Raw genomic sequence first — 14,594 nt, 5'->3', positions numbered from 1 at the left:
GTCAAAGAGGCTGTTTTGTGCGAGTGAATCGGGGGCGTTGAAGTGGCGCATGAGTGAAGGTGTGCCTTCTTGTACCAGCTCCCCGAGGCATGATCAAGCACCTTGGACTTTTTTGCGCTCGCGTCTGGGAAGGATTATATCTTTCATTACAAGTCCGACGGCACGCTGCTCCGAGCTTGGGGTGGCAACATCGGTGAGGCGCGGGACCAATTGAAGCACTGGGGGCCGCATGGTGGCGCGTTTGACGAGCGCGATGGCACGCCGCGTGTCGTCATCGGCATGAGCGACCAGCAGGAAATCCGCCGCTTCACGCCGGGGGGGCGGTTCATCGACGAACTGCCGTTTCCTGGTGGTAATCCACGTGACATCGTGCTTTTCGGCCTGCACACGATCATTCCTCATCTCGGCGACAACTGGCCGAAGGACAAGAATGCGCCAGGGTTCATCTCCATCGTCGATTCGAGTTGGAAGATCGTCTCAAACATCGGCGCACCGGCGGCGGTGTATGAGAACGGCGTGCTGCAGCCGATGAAGAGTGATGGAAAGACCTTCATTCATCCGCATGGCGTGGCGGTGGATGCGGAAGGAAACCTCTACGTGGCCCAGTTCGCCTCGCCTGCGGCTCCCTTGCTGAAACTGGAGCGGCTCAAGTGAGCGCAACATTTTGGCCCGAGGCCAGTTTTACTGAGGAGATGAAAACCGCGCATAGCTATGAAGTTGCCAAACCAACGCAGCGGCGGAACATGCCCGCCATGCGCCCCCTGGCCTTGTTTTTAGCCCTCGCCACGACTGCTGTTGCTCAGTCAGAAGACACCAAGCCACCTCCGCCGAAACCGGGTGAGGGGCCGTCGTTCCGCGATGGCGAGCGTCGCGGGCCGCCAGGCATGATGCCCGGCATGGGCGGGAAGCCCACGCGGGGCTTCGATGGTTTTGAAAAGCTGTCCGAAGCGGAGCGCGGCAAGGTGCGTGCAGCCTTTGAAAAGGCTTGGCAGCGGCCCGAGGTGATCGAATCGCGTGATCAGGCGATGAAGGCGAACGAGGAACTGCGCAACACGCTGCACAAGGCGCTCAAGGAAATTGATCCCGAGGTCGTGGGCATTTTGGAGAAGATCAAACCGCCGTTCCCGATGGACCAGCGTGGCCTGCCGGAGATGCCGAAGCCGGATTCACCGGAGTTTGGCCGCATGGCGGCGATTCGCTTGGGTGCCGAGATGATGTCCGTGTCGAAACCCGAACGCCGTGAGGAAACCCGGCGCTTTCATGACCGCATCATGCAGTTCCCGCGTCTGAAAGAGGCGCTGGAAAAGCTGGAACAACTGCCGCCGGACCAGCGCATGGCCGCCTTCCAGCGTTTGCGAGATGTTTATCGCGAGGTTGCTGGCGAGGAGTTCAAAAAGGTACGGGAAAAATTTGAGGGCAAGGACGGTGGCAGCGGCGGCTTCCGCCGACCGCCGGAAGGGGGCAAGCCCCCTGAATCGGAGCAGAAGTGAGTCACCAATGGTTTCCGCTCATGTATCGGCTTGTGATGTTTCTCCTCATCGGTGCTTCAGCTTTTGCTGGGGACGTCCGTGTGCGCGGATCGATTGTCGGTCGTGTTGAAAATGACGGCACCGTGCGCATCAGCGGCAGCATCGTCGGAAAATTCGAGAACAACGGCGACATTCGCGTCAATGGCAGCATCAAAGGCCGCATTGAGAGCAGTGGGAGCATTCGCAAGAACGGCAGCCTCGTGGGCGAGGTCGAATCCAACGGCGATGTGCGCAAAGGCGGCAGCATCATCGGAAAAATCGAGGTGAACGGCGATGTCCGCGAACGCGGCAGCATCATCGGTCGTGCCGAGGGCATGACGAAGGAGCAGGCGGCGGTGCTGTTCTTCTTCGACTTCTTTGAAGTGCGATAATGGAACTGAAATGCTGGCTGATAGGGCGTTTTCATTCTCTGGGATTGTTGATTATTAGTAACAAGTCAGTTCATCCTCACCGCAGAGCCTGACGACCAACTGACCGCCGCCAACCAGAGGTAAATCCACCACCGTTTCTAAAAATGAGTGAGTCCATCCAGCCTCACCTAGACCCAGGGCGGCCGCCTGTTTAGCGCAAAGTGCGCCAATCAAGTTTTAAAGCCTTCCAGCGCGAAGCGTGAAAATGCCCTGCAAACACGGCCCAGATGCGAGATTTGGGCTTGCCACCTGGGTTTGGGTCTGAGTAGCATGCTCCGCATGAAGCATTCCCTTCTCCTCCGCATCGGGGTCGCGACGCTGTTCGTGGCCGTTTCGTCATCACTCATGGCCGCCGCTGGCGACGCTGAGTGGAAAAAAGTCGAGGCAGCACTCGACGCCATCAAAAACCCGAAGGAGAAGCCCAAATCACGCGAGGAGGCGATCGCGAATCTCAAGGCGGGCTTGAAGGAGTTCGACGCAGCTCATGCGGACGCGATGAAGGCATCGACCGCGAATCCGGTGCGCTGGAGCGCGGCGGTGTTCAATGCCAAGATCGAGAAATCACGCGGCATCGTCGGAGCGCCGCCGGTTGAGAACCTGACGGCAGAGCTTGAGGCTCTCGTCAAAGCCGGCGATGCCAGCACCGAGGACAAGGCTGCGGCGGAGAAGGCGCTCAAAACCATCAAGACCATGGCGGAGCTGAAATCGAAGCCATTGAATCTGAAATTCACCGCTGTGGATGGACGAGAGGTCGATCTGGAGAAAATGCGCGGCAAGGTCGTGCTCATCGACTTCTGGGCCACCTGGTGCGGGCCGTGCGTGGCGGAACTGCCCAACGTGTTGAAGGCCTACAAAGAGCTGCATCCGAAGGGATTTGAGATCGTCGGCATCTCGCTCGACTCGGACAAGGCCAAGCTGGAGAAGTTCGTGAAGGACAAGGGCATGGAGTGGCCGCAGTTCTTTGACGGCAAAGGCTGGAAGAACGAGATTTCCTCCGGCTTCAGCATTAATTCCATTCCGGCCATGTGGCTGGTGAACCAGGACGGCATGGTCATCGACACCGCCGCCCGTGGCGGACTCGAGGAGAAGGTGGCGAAGCTGCTGAAGTAGCGCATCACCGTTGGTTTTGGCTTTCATCAGCATATTGGATTCTATTCCGGTAAATGGGAAATTAGCATTTGCCAATTTACCGGAATTGCGTCCAATATGCCGCCATAACCATGAAAGCACTCGTCAAAGCACACGCGGAGCGCGGACTCTGGCTCCAGGATGTACCGGAGCCGCAGGTCGGCATCAATGATGTCCTCATCAAGGTCCGCAAGACCGGCATCTGCGGCACTGACCTGCACATCTACAAATGGGATGCCTGGGCGCAGAAGACGATCCCCGTGCCGATGGTGGTGGGGCATGAGTTTGTGGGCGAAGTTGTCGCCGTCGGCAGCAACGTGAACGACTTCCATCCCGGCGAGATCGTCAGTGCCGAGGGCCACGTTGTCTGCGGTCGCTGCCGCAACTGCCTCGCTGGCCGCCGTCATCTCTGCAAAGACACTGTCGGCATCGGCGTGAATCGCACCGGGGCCTTCGCCGAATACATCAGTGTGCCGATGACCAACGTCTGGCACCATCGCGAAGGCGTGGACGAGGAAGTGGCGAGCATCTTCGATCCCTTCGGCAACGCCGTGCATACCGCACTGGCTTTTGAATGCATGGGCGAGGACGTGCTCATCACCGGCGCAGGCCCCATCGGCATCATGGCCATTCCTGTCGTCAAACACGCGGGTGCGCGTCATGTCGTGATCACCGACGTGAACGAGTATCGCCTCGATCTCGCACGCCAAATGGGCGCAACGGTCGCTTTGAACGTCAAAACCGGCAGCATCTCCGACGTGCAGAAGCAGCTCGGGATGAAGGAAGGATTCGATGTCGGCCTGGAGATGAGCGGCAACGCCGCCGCCTTCCGCGACATGATCGACAACATGTGTCACGGCGGCAAGATCGCCATGCTTGGCATCCCCAGCGAGCAGATCGCGATCGACTGGAACAAGGTCATCTTCAACATGCTCACCATCCATGGCATCTATGGCCGCGAGATGTACGAGACCTGGTATCAGATGAGTGTCATGCTCGAAAGCGGCGTGAACATCAAACCTGTCATCACCCACCGCTTCCACTATACCGACTTCGAACAAGGCTTCGCCGCGATGGAATCCGGCAACTGCGGTAAAGTCGTGCTGGACTGGACTTATTGAACCATGTCCTCACCCGAACAACCTACCACTCTCGATGAGCGTCGTGCGCAGACACACTCGCTCAGCTGCGTTCAGGCGCAGAACATTCACTGTGGCTCGTCCGCGAGGCGTCCGCTCTTCAATTTGTGGGCCGACAAAACAGAAATGAAGCGCCCATTCATCGAGACGCGGATGAAACAAAACCTCCACCTAGCCAGTCAGCGGATCGACTCCAGAGAGGTTTGGTCCTTTGCGTCGATTGCATTGAAAGTACGCGAAACAGAGATTTTGCTCAACAGTCTCCCCACCATGTTGTTCCGCGATGATATGATCCACCTCGTGCGGGAGCAGCACTTCGTTCTCGTGAATGCCGCAGTACTCGCATTGGCTTCCAGCGCGTTCGATGACAAGCCTGCGCAAAGCGACGCTGATGCGCGTGGTGCTCACGCCACCTGCGTGAGTTTTTTCCGCGCTTCTGCTTTCAAGATGGAGACCAATGAGTCGAGCTGTGCCAGTTCGTCCAGCTCGGCTACCTCTTCAGGTGCCAGACTGCCAGCGGTGCTCTTTTCCAGAAGATCACGGCTGCGTTCTGCGAGCTGTGCCGAAGGCTTAAACGTCACGATGGCCGCTGGCGTCGGTCCACTCGCGAGAAACTCGATCACCTCACGGCCAGCTCCTGCCGTGGCAGACCACACGTCACGCAGCCCGCGCTCCAGAATCGAAATGAGCTGCCCAGGCTCCGTCGGCAGGCGTTTCGCTATGGATTCCGGAAGATCGAGGGTGACTTGCATGCCGATAGTTTGATGTCTCACCGCCGGAATTCCAACCTGTTTCTTTAATCCTACCATGAACCTGCGCCTCATCACTCTCCTCGGTCTTTTATCAACTGCTCATGCCGAACTGAGCGTGCCAGGCTTCACCGCTTACATTGAGCCGGATTTTCGCGGACTTGAGGTTTCGAAGGAAAAAGGCATCACACACTGGCAAAACGACACGCAACGAGTGCTATGGTTCGGTGAAGTCAAAACGCCGGGAAAACTCAGAGCGAAAATCAAACTCAGTGGCGATGAAGGTCGCAAGCTGCGCCTCAACATCGCTGAGACGAAGCGCGAGGCCGTCGTGACGGATGGCGTGGCGGCGTTCGGCGACTTTGAAATCGCGAAGGCAGGCTATGTGCGCTTTGAACTCGTGTCGCTGAGCGATTCGGATGGCAAAGGCATCATTGAATCGCTGGTGCTCGATGGACCTGCCACCACGGACGCGAACTTCAATCTCGATCCGCGTCGCAATGCCGCCTCGGTGCATTTGATGTATCCGACGCCGAAGGACGAAAAGATCGCGATGTTCTACAACGAGGTCACGGCGGTGAAGGAGCCGCTGTACACGTTCTACATGGCCTGCGGTTTCTCGCGCGGCTACTTCGGCATGCAGATCAATTCAGCGTCGGAGCGACGCATCATTTTCTCGGTGTGGGATGCCGGCAGCGGCCAGAAGGCCGACGACCGTTCCGCCGTCGCTGCCGATGATCAGACGCAGCTCCTCGCTAAGGGTGAAGGCGTGGAGGCGAGCGTCTTCGGCAATGAAGGCACGGGCGGGCACTCGCATCTCGTTTATCCGTGGAAGACGGGCGAGACGCAGAAGTTTGTCGTCGCCGTGAAGCCGGATGGTTCTCACACGACTTACAGCGGCTACTGGTTCCATCCCGAAAAGAAGGCTTGGATGCTCATCGCGAGCTTTCGCGCACCGAAGGACGGCAAGTATCTGCGCGGCCTGCATTCCTTCAGCGAGAACTTCGGCGGTCAAAACGGCCATCAGCAGCGCAAAGCGCTCTATGGACCGCAATGGATCGCCAACGCTGATGGCAAGTGGACCGAACTCACCACCGCGAAGTTCAGCCACGATCCCACGGGCAAAGCGCATCGCCTCGACCGCTTCATGGGCGTCGAAGCCGGCAAATTCTTCCTTTCGCACGGCGGCTTCGTCGAAGGCTTCACGAAATACGGTGAGCCCTTCACACGCCCTGCCACGAACACGCCACCCACGTTCAAGCTGCCATGAATGCTGCTTTCCAAGACCATCTCACGTCTCAACTCGACGCCATCCGAGCCGCAGGCACTTACAAGCGTGAACGTGTGCTCAGCACGCCGCAGGGCACGCTCGTGCGTGCGAACGGCGGCGCGGCGGTGCTGAACATGTGCGCGAACAACTACCTCGGTCTCGCACAACATCCCAAGGTTCGACAAGCAGCGCATGAGGCGCTGGAGCATTGGGGCTACGGACTGGCGAGCGTGCGCTTCATTTGCGGCACACAGGGTGTCCACAAAGAGCTGGAGGCCAGTTTGGGCGACTTTCTCGGCACGGAGGGCACGATCCTCTATGGATCGTGCTTCGACGCGAATGGCGGCCTGTTTGAGACGATCCTCGGCCCCGAGGACGCGATCATCAGCGATGAACTCAACCACGCGTCGATCATCGACGGCGTGCGCCTGTGCAAAGCGCAGCGCTACCGCTACAAGAACTGCGACATGGCCGATCTGGAGGCGCAATTGATCTCGGCGGATGCCAAAGGCGCGCGCTTCAAGCTCATCGCGACCGACGGTGTGTTCTCGATGGACGGCTGCATCGCACCGCTGAAGGCGATTTGCGATCTCGCGGACAAATACAATGCTTTGGTGATGGTCGATGACTCCCACGCTGTCGGCTTCATGGGCAAGACGGGTCGCGGCACGCATGAGCACTGCGGTGTCATGGGCCGCATCGACATTTTAACCGGAACGCTCGGTAAAGCCCTCGGCGGCGCCAGCGGTGGCTACACGAGCGGGCGCAAAGAGATCATCGAGCTGCTGCGCCAGCGCTCGCGGCCTTATTTGTTCTCGAACACGCTCTGCCCGAGCATCGCGGGCGCTTCCATCGCCGCGCTCAACCTGCTCAAGCAGTCCACCAAGCTCCGCGACACGCTTGAGGCTAACACGCGCTACTTCCGTGCCGCGATGACCGAGGCCGGCTTCGATATCGCACCGGGAGAGCATCCCATTGTGCCAGTGATGCTCGGTGATGCCGCTTTGGCCTCGAAGTTCGCCGACGTGATGCTGGAGCACGGTGTCTATGTCATTGGTTTCAGCTTTCCAGTCGTGCCGCAGGGCAAAGCCCGCATCCGCACGCAGATCAGCGCCGCACACACGCGGGATGATTTGGAGAAGGCGGTGAAGGCGTTTGTACACGTGAAGCGCGAGCTTGGAGTCTTATCATCGAAAACAAACCCATCGCGACCATCCTGCATGCCATGAAGCCTCAGACGAAGGGATTGATGACCGTGGCTCCGCAACGTTTGAAATCATCCACGTTGCGCGTGGCGACGGTGAGGCTATGCCGTTTGGCGCTCGCCGCGATCAGCGTGTCGCGGATTTCAATGGTGAAGCCAGAACTCTTGACCGCAGTGACGATGGGTCCCCACTCCAGGGCGGTTTCGAGAGTCCAGTCGAGACAGGGGATTTCCGCCTTCAACCGTGCAAACCAAACGGATAGGGCGCGCTTCTTTTGGCCTTCTGGCAGAGCCACGATGCCACGCCAAATTTCGGCCATTACCACGGCATCGACGACACAGTCATCGCGGTTGGCTCTGAGCCACGCTTTTACTTTGTCGCTGGCGAGCGTCTTGGTGGGTTCGGACAGCACGTTGACATCCATGAGGAACTTCATTCGAAGCAGGATGCTGGCAGTTCATCCGTCGTCTGGCGGTTCGAGGAGGGTTCATGCCAGTCGTGTGCCGGGCAGTCGAAGAGGATGTCGAGCCAGGACAGTCTTTGGTGGGCAGGCTCGTCTTCGGTGCGAACGCGGAGCCGGTACTCGCCGCGGCCAAGCCGCTCAATGTCGCAGGTCTGCCCGTCCCGCACGCGGTCTGACTCACGGAACAGAGGAGGGATTTCGATGAAACCGTTGGCTGAGATGGTCGCTGTCATGCACGGAGACTACCTGACAGGCCGGGATTCGTCAACGCGCCAACCTTTCGCCTCCAACCATGCACAAGCTCCTCACTCTTCTCCTCTTGCTGACGATCACCACCCATGCGGAGGATTTGTACAAACAACCTTCCAAGCCGCGCAAAGTGACGAAGATCAGCTCGAAAGATGCCACGGCTTTGGTGGACACGAATGACGTACCGGATTTGAAGGAGTGGGGCAACAAGGCGGGCACGTTGTGCGTCGAGTGGTTTCCGAAAATTGCCGCGCTGCTGCCGAGCGAGGGCTTTGAGGCTCCGAAGCAGGTCACGCTGTATTTTGATCCGGCGATGAAGGGCGTGGCACATGCGGCGAATGGGAAGATCACGATCTCTGCCGCCTTTGTGCGGTCACATCCCGATGACTGGGGCATGGTGGTGCATGAACTGACACATGTGGTGCAAGCGTATCCGCCGGGCGGGCCGGGCTGGCTGGTGGAGGGCATCGCGGACTACATCCGCATCGTGCATTTCGAGCTGCAAGCTCCGCGACCCAAGCTGACACGTCTTGCGAGCTACAAGGACGCCTACAAGACCACGGCGATGTTTCTGGAGTGGGTTGAGAAGAATCACACAGCGGGCCTTGTCGTGAAAATGAACGCAGCTCTGCGCAAAGGCGAATACAACGATAAATTATGGTCCGAGTTGACTGGAAGGCCGGTGGACGAGCTGTGGGAAACGTTCATCCGATCGTTCAAACTTCGAGACATGGAGTCTGAGGCCTCTGATAAGAAAACCAAATGATCATGCCTACTTGGATCGAATACTTCGCCGTCGCAGTGTGCGCGATCTCTGCTGTGCTGGCAGCGGAGGGGAAGCGGATGGATTTGTTTGGGGTGATGGTGCTGGCGCTGGTGACGGCGGTGGGCGGTGGGACGATTCGTGATTTGTGCCTCGGTGTGCGGCCAGTGTTTTGGATCGAGCAGCCGCATCAGGTGTGGACGGCACTGATCGCGGCGGTGGTGACGTTTGTGGCGGCACGGTTCGTCCACATGCCAGCGAAGATGCTCGCTATCGCGGATGCGTTTGGATTGGCGTTGTTTGGCATTGTCGGGACGGAGAAGGCGCTCGCGTTTGGCACGCCTGAGATCGTGGCGATCCTGCTCGGTATCGTCACCGGCGTGGCGGGCGGCATTTTGCGGGATGTGCTGCGCGGCGAGCTGCCGCTGGTGTTTCAGCCAGATGTGAATCTGTATGCGACGGCGGTGTTTGCCGGTGCGCTGGTGTTTGTGCTGCTGCAAAAGTGGCTTCCGCTATCGGAAAGCCATCGCTACATCGGGATGGCGGTGATTTTGGTGCTGCGACTGGCCGCGATGCGGTGGAAGCTGAGGCTGCCGACGTTTCAGAGTCGAAGTGGCGCGTTGTAGCGCGGAATTCCGATTCCGCGAAGGGGTGATCTCGGTATCGGAATACCGAGCTACAAGACGTGCTTCTCGAAAGGTGCTGCGGAGTCGTGGTGTTTCAGAATCATGAACCGACGCCATTTCATCACCACGACTGCCGCCACCGCTCTTTCCGTGCCGTTTGTGCGGGCGCAGAGCAAGACTTCGCTCCATGGGAGCATCATTGGGCACGGTGAGTATCGGTATCGAGTGGATCTGGAATGGTGCCAGGCGAAGCGGGAGGTGCATCCGGTGAAGAACTGCCATGAGATGGTCCTGGATGCGCAGAAGCGGCTGATCATGATCACGGACGAGGCGAAGAACAACGTGCTGATCTTCGACAAGGAAGGGAAGGTGCTGGACGCGTGGACGTTGAAGCTGCGTGGCGGACACGGGCTGAGTTTGGATGCGCGGGACGGCAAGGAGACGCTGCTGCTTTGCGATCCGAGTGGCGGCCGTGTGGTGAAGACGACTCTGGCAGGCGAGATCGTGCTAGAACTGCCGCATGCGAAGGATTGCGGCGCCTATGACGCGGTGACGAAGTATGCACCGACGGAGGCCGTGGCGGCACCGAATGGCGACATCTACGTGGCGGACGGCTACGGCTCGCAGTTCATCCTGCATTTCGATGCGAGTGGAAAATTCATCCGCAAGTTCGGCGGCACCAGCACGCAGGCGATGAACGCGGGCAAATTCATGCAGGCGCATGGCGTGACGATCGACATGCGCGGGCCTGAACCGCTGGTGCTGTGCACGGAGCGTGTGCGCAATGAATTCCATTGGTACAAGCTCGACGGCACCTACTCGCACTCGGTTTACCTGCCGGGAGCATTCATGAGCCGTCCGGTGATCGCGGGGGATCTGCTGCTCTCCGGCGTGTGCTTTGGCATGAAGCCGAATGATTTCCGCATGTGGCGTGAGCGCGGGTTCATCATCATTCTGGACAAGAATAACCGCGTGATCTCGTGCCCTGGAGGCCAGCAGCCGAAGTATGAGGGCGAGCAGTCCAGCCTGCTGCTGCAGGACCAGCCGGTCTTCCGCAATGTGCATGATGTGTGCGTGGATGACGCGGGTGATCTATATGGCTGCCAGTGGAATGCGGACCAGGTGTATCCGTATAAGCTGCACCGGGTGTGATGTGAGTCCTGCCGCAGGCTCAGGCGTGCAGGTAGGCCATCATGCCGTCGTAACCGTGAGTGACCTCAATGGAGTGGTGCCCGATCTCTGCCAGAATCTGCCGCGTAAGATTCAGCTTGGCCTCAAGGAAGGTGTCGTCGTGCATGGGGTCGTGGTGGGTCACGATCCAGCGGGGGATGCCGGCCAGTTTCATGAGCACGCAGGCGTTGGGGACGGAACAGTGCCCCCAGCCGATTTTCTGCGGATATTCTTCGGCGGTGTATTGCGCCTCGTGGATGACGACATCCGCTCCGGCGATAAATTCGATGACTTTATCAAACGGGCGCACGAGACCGTGGTCGCGCGTGAGGTCGTGGGGCGGGCCGATGTGGCCCTGGAGGAATTCATCATCGGGCATCCACACCAGGGTGCGCCCGGCGGCCTCGATCTTGTAGCCGACGGTGGGCAGCGGATGATGGGAGAACTCCCAAGTGATCCTGGCACCGCCGATTTCCACTGGGGTGTCTGACAGCAGGCGGAACTGCAGGTTTGAGTGCATGTCCTCCAATTGCACGGGGAAGTAATCCCGGTCGAGCTGGCCGCGAAAGATGGCCTCTAAATCCTTGCCGAACCCCTTGGAGCCATAGACGATGATTTCGAAGCCGGGGACGTAGGCGGGGATGAAAAAGGGAAAGCCCTGGATGTGGTCCCAGTGCGTGTGGGTGATGAAGAGGTGCATCTTGCGAATCTTGCCGCTCATGACCTCGATGCCCAGATCGCGGATGCCGCTGCCGGCGTCGAAGATGATCAGTTCGTCGCCGATGCTGAAGGACATGCACGAGGTGTTGCCACCATGCCGCTGAAACCGCGCGCCGAGCGTCGGGGTGGAGCCGCGGGTGCCCCAGAGCCGGAAGTGCGGACGCCCGGTCTTGAGCGTGGGAATCCAGGCTTCGTCACGTGATTGTTCCGGCGTGGAACCGGCAGGCACGGACGGATGCTGGCCGAACACGGCGGTCACCTTCGCGACGAGCGCGGCGGCATCCGAGGACTTGATGAAGTAATCCACCGCGCCGAGTTGCGCGGCGATTTCGCGCTCGGTCTTGAAGTCTTTGGCGCTGCAGACCACCACGGCGAGACTGCGGGTGCTGGCATCTTCGCGGAGCCGTTTGAGCACCTCGATACCGTCCAGTTTAGGCATCATGATGTCGAGCAGCAAGAGGTCAGGAGGATCGCTGCGTGCCATTTGCAGGCATTCCTCGCCATCGCGGGCGATCTGCACTTCATAGCCGGCTTGCTTCAGCGCGTGGGCCATACTCATGGCGATGACGTTGACATCCTCGGCAAGAAGGATGCGGCGCTTGCGAGAGGTGGCGGGCGTGTTCATATCAGGATCCATTGAGCAGCAGTTGCACAACATCTACGCCGACCACGCACATGTCGTCGTCGAAGTTTCCGGTGGCGGCGGTTTGCCTGATGCTGGCGAGCAGTTTGTCGAAAAGTTCCGGTGTGGGCAGGCGGGAGAGTCCGGTTACGGCGGTGCGCAGCCCGTCTTTGTCAAAGATGCTGCCGTCGGTGCGCTCAACCTCGTAGAGGCCGTCGGTGAAGATCATCACCATGTCCTGTGCTGACACGGGACGGCGGGACTCTGTGAACTCGGCCGTGTCGAAGATGCCTAGGGCGGGGCCGGCCTCGGTGTCCGCCATGATCGGTTCGGCGGAGCTGTCCGAGCGCCGCACGTGCAGTGCGGAAGGATGCCCGGCGCTGGAAGAGCGCAGTTCTGCCTGCTCAAGGTCCACGACCAGGTAGAACGCGGTGGCAAACATCTGGGTGGGAGTCTGTTTGAGAATGGTGCAGAGGCTGCGATTGATTTCGGTGAGGAAACGTCCCGGCGCGTCTGCGATCGGCCTGAGTTCCTCCATCAGGCCGCGCAGAATGGAGGCCACGAGGGCGGCCCTAACGCCATGCCCCATGACATCGCACACCAGCACAGCGGCCTTGGTGTCCGAGAGTGCGCGGATGTCAAAGAAGTCACCACCGAGTTCGGTGGTGGTGGTGTAACGATAGCAGAACTGGAGGGCGCTCTGCTCCGGCGATGACCGTCCGGGAAACACGGGATAATGCCGGGGGATGAAGGCGGCCTGGAGTTCGCGGGCCATTTCGAGGTCGGCCGCCATCTCGGTGTTTTTTTCGCGCAACTGACAGGCCTGTTCTTCGAGCTTCTCTTTGGCCTTGCTCAGCTCGAGATTTTTCTGCACCGCCGTCTCGTAGGTGGAGAGCAGCAGATCGATGGAGTGGATGCCAGTGGCATGGAGCTGGTATTTGCGGCCGGCAAAGAAGAACTCCGTCACCGGGCGGCCATTCGCGGCGCGGCGCAGTTCGAGATTGGCCAGTACATACTGGACGCGCGAGAGCAGGAACTCCTCGTCGTACGGTTTGACGATAAAATTGTCCGCGCCGCATTCGAGGCCGCGCAGGATGTCTCTGGGATCGGAGAGCGAGGTCAGCAGGATGACCGGGAGCCCTTGCAGCTTCGGGTCATCTTTGATCCGCTGGCACAGCTCATAGCCGTCCATCTCCGGCATGTTGATGTCAGTGATGACGAGCGTGGGCACCTGCGTGGCGAGTGCGGCGAGCGCTTCGGTGCCGTTGCGGGCGGTCGTGACTCGGTAACCGTGATGACTCAGCACATGCATGAGTTTCAGCGCCTGCGTGGGACTGTCCTCGACGATGAGGATGCTGATGCCTTGTGTCGCGGATTGCTCAGTCGTGTTCATGGTGTGGCGGTGGAAAGCTGGCGTGGCACAGTGGCGGCGAGCGATTGCAGCAGTGCGGTGATGCGCTCCGGGTTGCCCACATGCACCGCCGCACCCAGACGGATGGCTTCTCCGGGCATGCCGTGGACGATGGAGCTCGCTTCATCCTGTGCGATGGTTACTGCGCCGCAGTCACGCATCAGCTTGAGTTCTTCCGCGCCATCGCGTCCCATGCCGGTGAGCAGCACTCCGACGGCTTGTGAGCCGTAGTTTTTGGCAATGGAGCGAAAAAGAAACGAAACGGAAGGCCGCAGGCCGTGCTCGGCGGGTTCCAGACCGAAGACAAGACGACCATCGGTCTCGACGCGCAACTGGCCGCCGTCCGGCGCGACATAAGCGGTGCCTGGCTGGACCAATTCACCATGCCGCGCGAGGCGGACTGGCATTCCGGTGGTATTTTTGAGCCAGTCCACGAGGCCTTGCACAAAGCCGGAGCTGATGTGCTGGACGATGACGATGGGCAGCGGAAACGGCTTGGACAAACCGGCGAGCACCGTGTGCAGCACCGGCGGGCCGCCAGTCGAGGCCCCGATCACGACCAGCCGTACCCTAGCACCCGCACGCGGCAGCACTGCGGTCTCCGTGGCCCGTGCCGCCATCCGCTGTTTCGTCCAGCGCCGGACGACACGGACCTCAGCCATCGCTTTCACAATGTTGATGAGCTTGAGCACTCCTGCGGCGTGGTTGGGATGCCCGACACCTGCCGGTTTTCCGATCGCTGCCACCGCTCCAGCCTCCATCGCGCGGAAGGTTTTTTCCACATCCACCGGATCGTAGCTGCCACTGACGATGATGATGGGCAGCGGCTGAGTTTCCATGATCTGTCGTGTGACCTCGTAGCCGTCCATGCCGGGCATGTGGATGTCCATCGTTACCACGTCGGGCTTGTGCCGGCCGAGCGCCGCAATGGCTTCCACGCCGCTGTGGGCACCGCCAACGACTTCAAACGCGGGATCAGACTGCAGCAGGTGCGCGATGAAATCCCGGCTCACTGCGGAGTCGTCCACGACGAGAACTTTGATTTTGCGGGAGATCATGGACGAGGAGTCGATAGTTGAGAGTTGATGGTTGATAGTCAGGGGAACGCTGCGGGGCCATCAACTATCAACTCAAGACCAT

The 14,594-nt window shown here is 59.7% G+C and carries 17 protein-coding genes; 10 read left to right on the top strand and 7 right to left on the bottom strand.

All coding sequences use genetic code 11. The annotated features are described in order from the left end of the window. Nucleotides 1-102 precede the first annotated feature (102 nt). The 5 genes from ACKVY0_RS21450 to tdh all read left to right on the top strand — a co-directional run bounded on the left by ACKVY0_RS21450 (nucleotide 103) and on the right by tdh (nucleotide 4,188). Nucleotides 103-654: a hypothetical protein gene (locus tag ACKVY0_RS21450; RefSeq protein WP_409216894.1), complete on the top strand. Its 552-nt coding sequence runs from the start codon at nucleotides 103-105 to the stop codon at nucleotides 652-654. A 38-nt stretch (nucleotides 655-692) separates the two neighbouring features. Further along, nucleotides 693-1,490, top strand: a complete 798-nt coding sequence (locus ACKVY0_RS21445; protein ID WP_409216893.1) for a hypothetical protein — start codon at nucleotides 693-695, stop codon at nucleotides 1,488-1,490. Nucleotides 1,491-1,510: 20 nt separating this feature from the next. Continuing rightward, nucleotides 1,511-1,900, top strand: coding sequence for a polymer-forming cytoskeletal family protein (locus tag ACKVY0_RS21440; RefSeq protein WP_409216892.1), 390 nt, complete (start codon nucleotides 1,511-1,513; stop codon nucleotides 1,898-1,900). Nucleotides 1,901-2,218: 318 nt separating this feature from the next. Next, a complete protein-coding gene (locus tag ACKVY0_RS21435) occupies nucleotides 2,219-3,049 on the top strand; it encodes a TlpA family protein disulfide reductase (protein ID WP_409216891.1) in 831 nt (276 codons plus the stop codon). 110 nt (nucleotides 3,050-3,159) lie between these two features. Next, complete coding sequence (gene tdh, locus ACKVY0_RS21430) at nucleotides 3,160-4,188, top strand: L-threonine 3-dehydrogenase (protein WP_409216890.1); 1,029 nt, start codon at nucleotides 3,160-3,162, stop codon at nucleotides 4,186-4,188. A gap of 189 nt (nucleotides 4,189-4,377) precedes the next feature. On the opposite strand, the gene ACKVY0_RS21425 is transcribed toward tdh, so the two are convergent. Further along, nucleotides 4,378-4,614: an HNH endonuclease gene (locus tag ACKVY0_RS21425; protein ID WP_409216889.1), complete on the bottom strand. Its 237-nt coding sequence runs from the start codon at nucleotides 4,612-4,614 to the stop codon at nucleotides 4,378-4,380. Continuing rightward, nucleotides 4,611-4,958: a hypothetical protein gene (locus ACKVY0_RS21420; protein ID WP_409216888.1), complete on the bottom strand. Its 348-nt coding sequence runs from the start codon at nucleotides 4,956-4,958 to the stop codon at nucleotides 4,611-4,613. The genes ACKVY0_RS21425 and ACKVY0_RS21420 overlap by 4 nt, the downstream gene beginning before the upstream one ends. Before the next feature lie 55 nt (nucleotides 4,959-5,013). On the opposite strand from ACKVY0_RS21420, the gene ACKVY0_RS21415 reads away from it, so the two are divergent. Together ACKVY0_RS21415 and ACKVY0_RS21410 are read left to right on the top strand one after the other, a co-directional pair. Next, complete coding sequence (locus ACKVY0_RS21415; RefSeq protein ID WP_409216887.1) at nucleotides 5,014-6,225, top strand: DUF3472 domain-containing protein; 1,212 nt, start codon at nucleotides 5,014-5,016, stop codon at nucleotides 6,223-6,225. After that, the gene (locus ACKVY0_RS21410; protein ID WP_409216886.1) at nucleotides 6,222-7,454 is read left to right on the top strand and encodes a glycine C-acetyltransferase; all 1,233 of its coding nucleotides are present in this window, start codon (nucleotides 6,222-6,224) and stop codon (nucleotides 7,452-7,454) included. The genes ACKVY0_RS21415 and ACKVY0_RS21410 overlap by 4 nt, the downstream gene beginning before the upstream one ends. Before the next feature lie 4 nt (nucleotides 7,455-7,458). On the opposite strand, the gene ACKVY0_RS21405 is transcribed toward ACKVY0_RS21410, so the two are convergent. Together ACKVY0_RS21405 and ACKVY0_RS21400 are read right to left on the bottom strand one after the other, a co-directional pair. Beyond that, a complete protein-coding gene (locus tag ACKVY0_RS21405; protein WP_409216885.1) occupies nucleotides 7,459-7,866 on the bottom strand; it encodes a PIN domain-containing protein in 408 nt (135 codons plus the stop codon). Next, complete coding sequence (locus tag ACKVY0_RS21400; protein ID WP_409216884.1) at nucleotides 7,863-8,126, bottom strand: hypothetical protein; 264 nt, start codon at nucleotides 8,124-8,126, stop codon at nucleotides 7,863-7,865. Before ACKVY0_RS21400 ends, ACKVY0_RS21405 begins: the two co-directional genes overlap by 4 nt. Nucleotides 8,127-8,185: 59 nt before the next feature. On the opposite strand from ACKVY0_RS21400, the gene ACKVY0_RS21395 reads away from it, so the two are divergent. From ACKVY0_RS21395 to ACKVY0_RS21385, 3 genes are all read left to right on the top strand, one after another. Continuing rightward, nucleotides 8,186-8,908, top strand: coding sequence for a basic secretory protein-like protein (locus ACKVY0_RS21395; protein WP_409216883.1), 723 nt, complete (start codon nucleotides 8,186-8,188; stop codon nucleotides 8,906-8,908). 2 nt (nucleotides 8,909-8,910) lie between these two features. Continuing rightward, on the top strand, nucleotides 8,911-9,531 hold the full coding sequence (locus ACKVY0_RS21390; protein ID WP_409216882.1) for a trimeric intracellular cation channel family protein: 621 nt from the start codon (nucleotides 8,911-8,913) through the stop codon (nucleotides 9,529-9,531). 102 nt (nucleotides 9,532-9,633) lie between these two features. Then, the gene (locus ACKVY0_RS21385) at nucleotides 9,634-10,683 is read left to right on the top strand and encodes a 6-bladed beta-propeller (RefSeq protein ID WP_409216881.1); all 1,050 of its coding nucleotides are present in this window, start codon (nucleotides 9,634-9,636) and stop codon (nucleotides 10,681-10,683) included. 19 nt (nucleotides 10,684-10,702) lie between these two features. Here the strand turns inward: ACKVY0_RS21385 and ACKVY0_RS21380 are convergent, their stop codons facing one another. The 3 genes from ACKVY0_RS21380 to cheB are packed head-to-tail and all read right to left on the bottom strand — an operon-like array spanning nucleotide 10,703 to nucleotide 14,512. Continuing rightward, entirely contained in the window at nucleotides 10,703-12,046 is a 1,344-nt protein-coding gene (locus ACKVY0_RS21380) for a response regulator (protein WP_409216880.1), read from the bottom strand. A 1-nt stretch (nucleotide 12,047) separates the two neighbouring features. After that, nucleotides 12,048-13,436 (bottom strand): SpoIIE family protein phosphatase, encoded by a 1,389-nt coding sequence (locus ACKVY0_RS21375; RefSeq protein ID WP_409216879.1) that lies wholly within the window; start codon nucleotides 13,434-13,436, stop codon nucleotides 12,048-12,050. Next, nucleotides 13,433-14,512: a chemotaxis-specific protein-glutamate methyltransferase CheB gene (gene cheB, locus ACKVY0_RS21370; RefSeq protein WP_409216878.1), complete on the bottom strand. Its 1,080-nt coding sequence runs from the start codon at nucleotides 14,510-14,512 to the stop codon at nucleotides 13,433-13,435. The genes ACKVY0_RS21375 and cheB overlap by 4 nt, the downstream gene beginning before the upstream one ends. Nucleotides 14,513-14,594 lie beyond the last annotated feature (82 nt).

Source organism: Prosthecobacter sp. (assembly GCF_046154365.1).
Classification (GTDB): domain Bacteria; phylum Verrucomicrobiota; class Verrucomicrobiia; order Verrucomicrobiales; family Verrucomicrobiaceae; genus Prosthecobacter.
Note: the sequence above shows the minus strand (reverse complement) of the source record. Positions and strands in the feature narration are given on the sequence as shown.

Excerpts from the sequence above, each read along its gene's own strand:
- ACKVY0_RS21445 (WP_409216893.1), top strand. The coding sequence starts at position 693 with ATGAAAACCGCGCATAGCTATGAAGTTGCCAAACCAACGCAGCGGCGG.
- ACKVY0_RS21440 (WP_409216892.1), top strand. The coding sequence starts at position 1,511 with ATGTATCGGCTTGTGATGTTTCTCCTCATCGGTGCTTCAGCTTTTGCT.
- ACKVY0_RS21435 (WP_409216891.1), top strand. The coding sequence starts at position 2,219 with ATGAAGCATTCCCTTCTCCTCCGCATCGGGGTCGCGACGCTGTTCGTG.
- tdh (WP_409216890.1), top strand. The coding sequence starts at position 3,160 with ATGAAAGCACTCGTCAAAGCACACGCGGAGCGCGGACTCTGGCTCCAG.
- ACKVY0_RS21420 (WP_409216888.1), bottom strand. The coding sequence starts at position 4,958 with ATGCAAGTCACCCTCGATCTTCCGGAATCCATAGCGAAACGCCTGCCG.
- ACKVY0_RS21415 (WP_409216887.1), top strand. The coding sequence starts at position 5,014 with ATGAACCTGCGCCTCATCACTCTCCTCGGTCTTTTATCAACTGCTCAT.
- ACKVY0_RS21410 (WP_409216886.1), top strand. The coding sequence starts at position 6,222 with ATGAATGCTGCTTTCCAAGACCATCTCACGTCTCAACTCGACGCCATC.
- ACKVY0_RS21405 (WP_409216885.1), bottom strand. The coding sequence starts at position 7,866 with ATGAAGTTCCTCATGGATGTCAACGTGCTGTCCGAACCCACCAAGACG.
- ACKVY0_RS21400 (WP_409216884.1), bottom strand. The coding sequence starts at position 8,126 with ATGACAGCGACCATCTCAGCCAACGGTTTCATCGAAATCCCTCCTCTG.
- ACKVY0_RS21395 (WP_409216883.1), top strand. The coding sequence starts at position 8,186 with ATGCACAAGCTCCTCACTCTTCTCCTCTTGCTGACGATCACCACCCAT.
- ACKVY0_RS21390 (WP_409216882.1), top strand. The coding sequence starts at position 8,911 with ATGCCTACTTGGATCGAATACTTCGCCGTCGCAGTGTGCGCGATCTCT.
- ACKVY0_RS21385 (WP_409216881.1), top strand. The coding sequence starts at position 9,634 with ATGAACCGACGCCATTTCATCACCACGACTGCCGCCACCGCTCTTTCC.
- ACKVY0_RS21380 (WP_409216880.1), bottom strand. The coding sequence starts at position 12,046 with ATGAACACGCCCGCCACCTCTCGCAAGCGCCGCATCCTTCTTGCCGAG.
- ACKVY0_RS21375 (WP_409216879.1), bottom strand. The coding sequence starts at position 13,436 with ATGAACACGACTGAGCAATCCGCGACACAAGGCATCAGCATCCTCATC.
- cheB (WP_409216878.1), bottom strand. The coding sequence starts at position 14,512 with ATGATCTCCCGCAAAATCAAAGTTCTCGTCGTGGACGACTCCGCAGTG.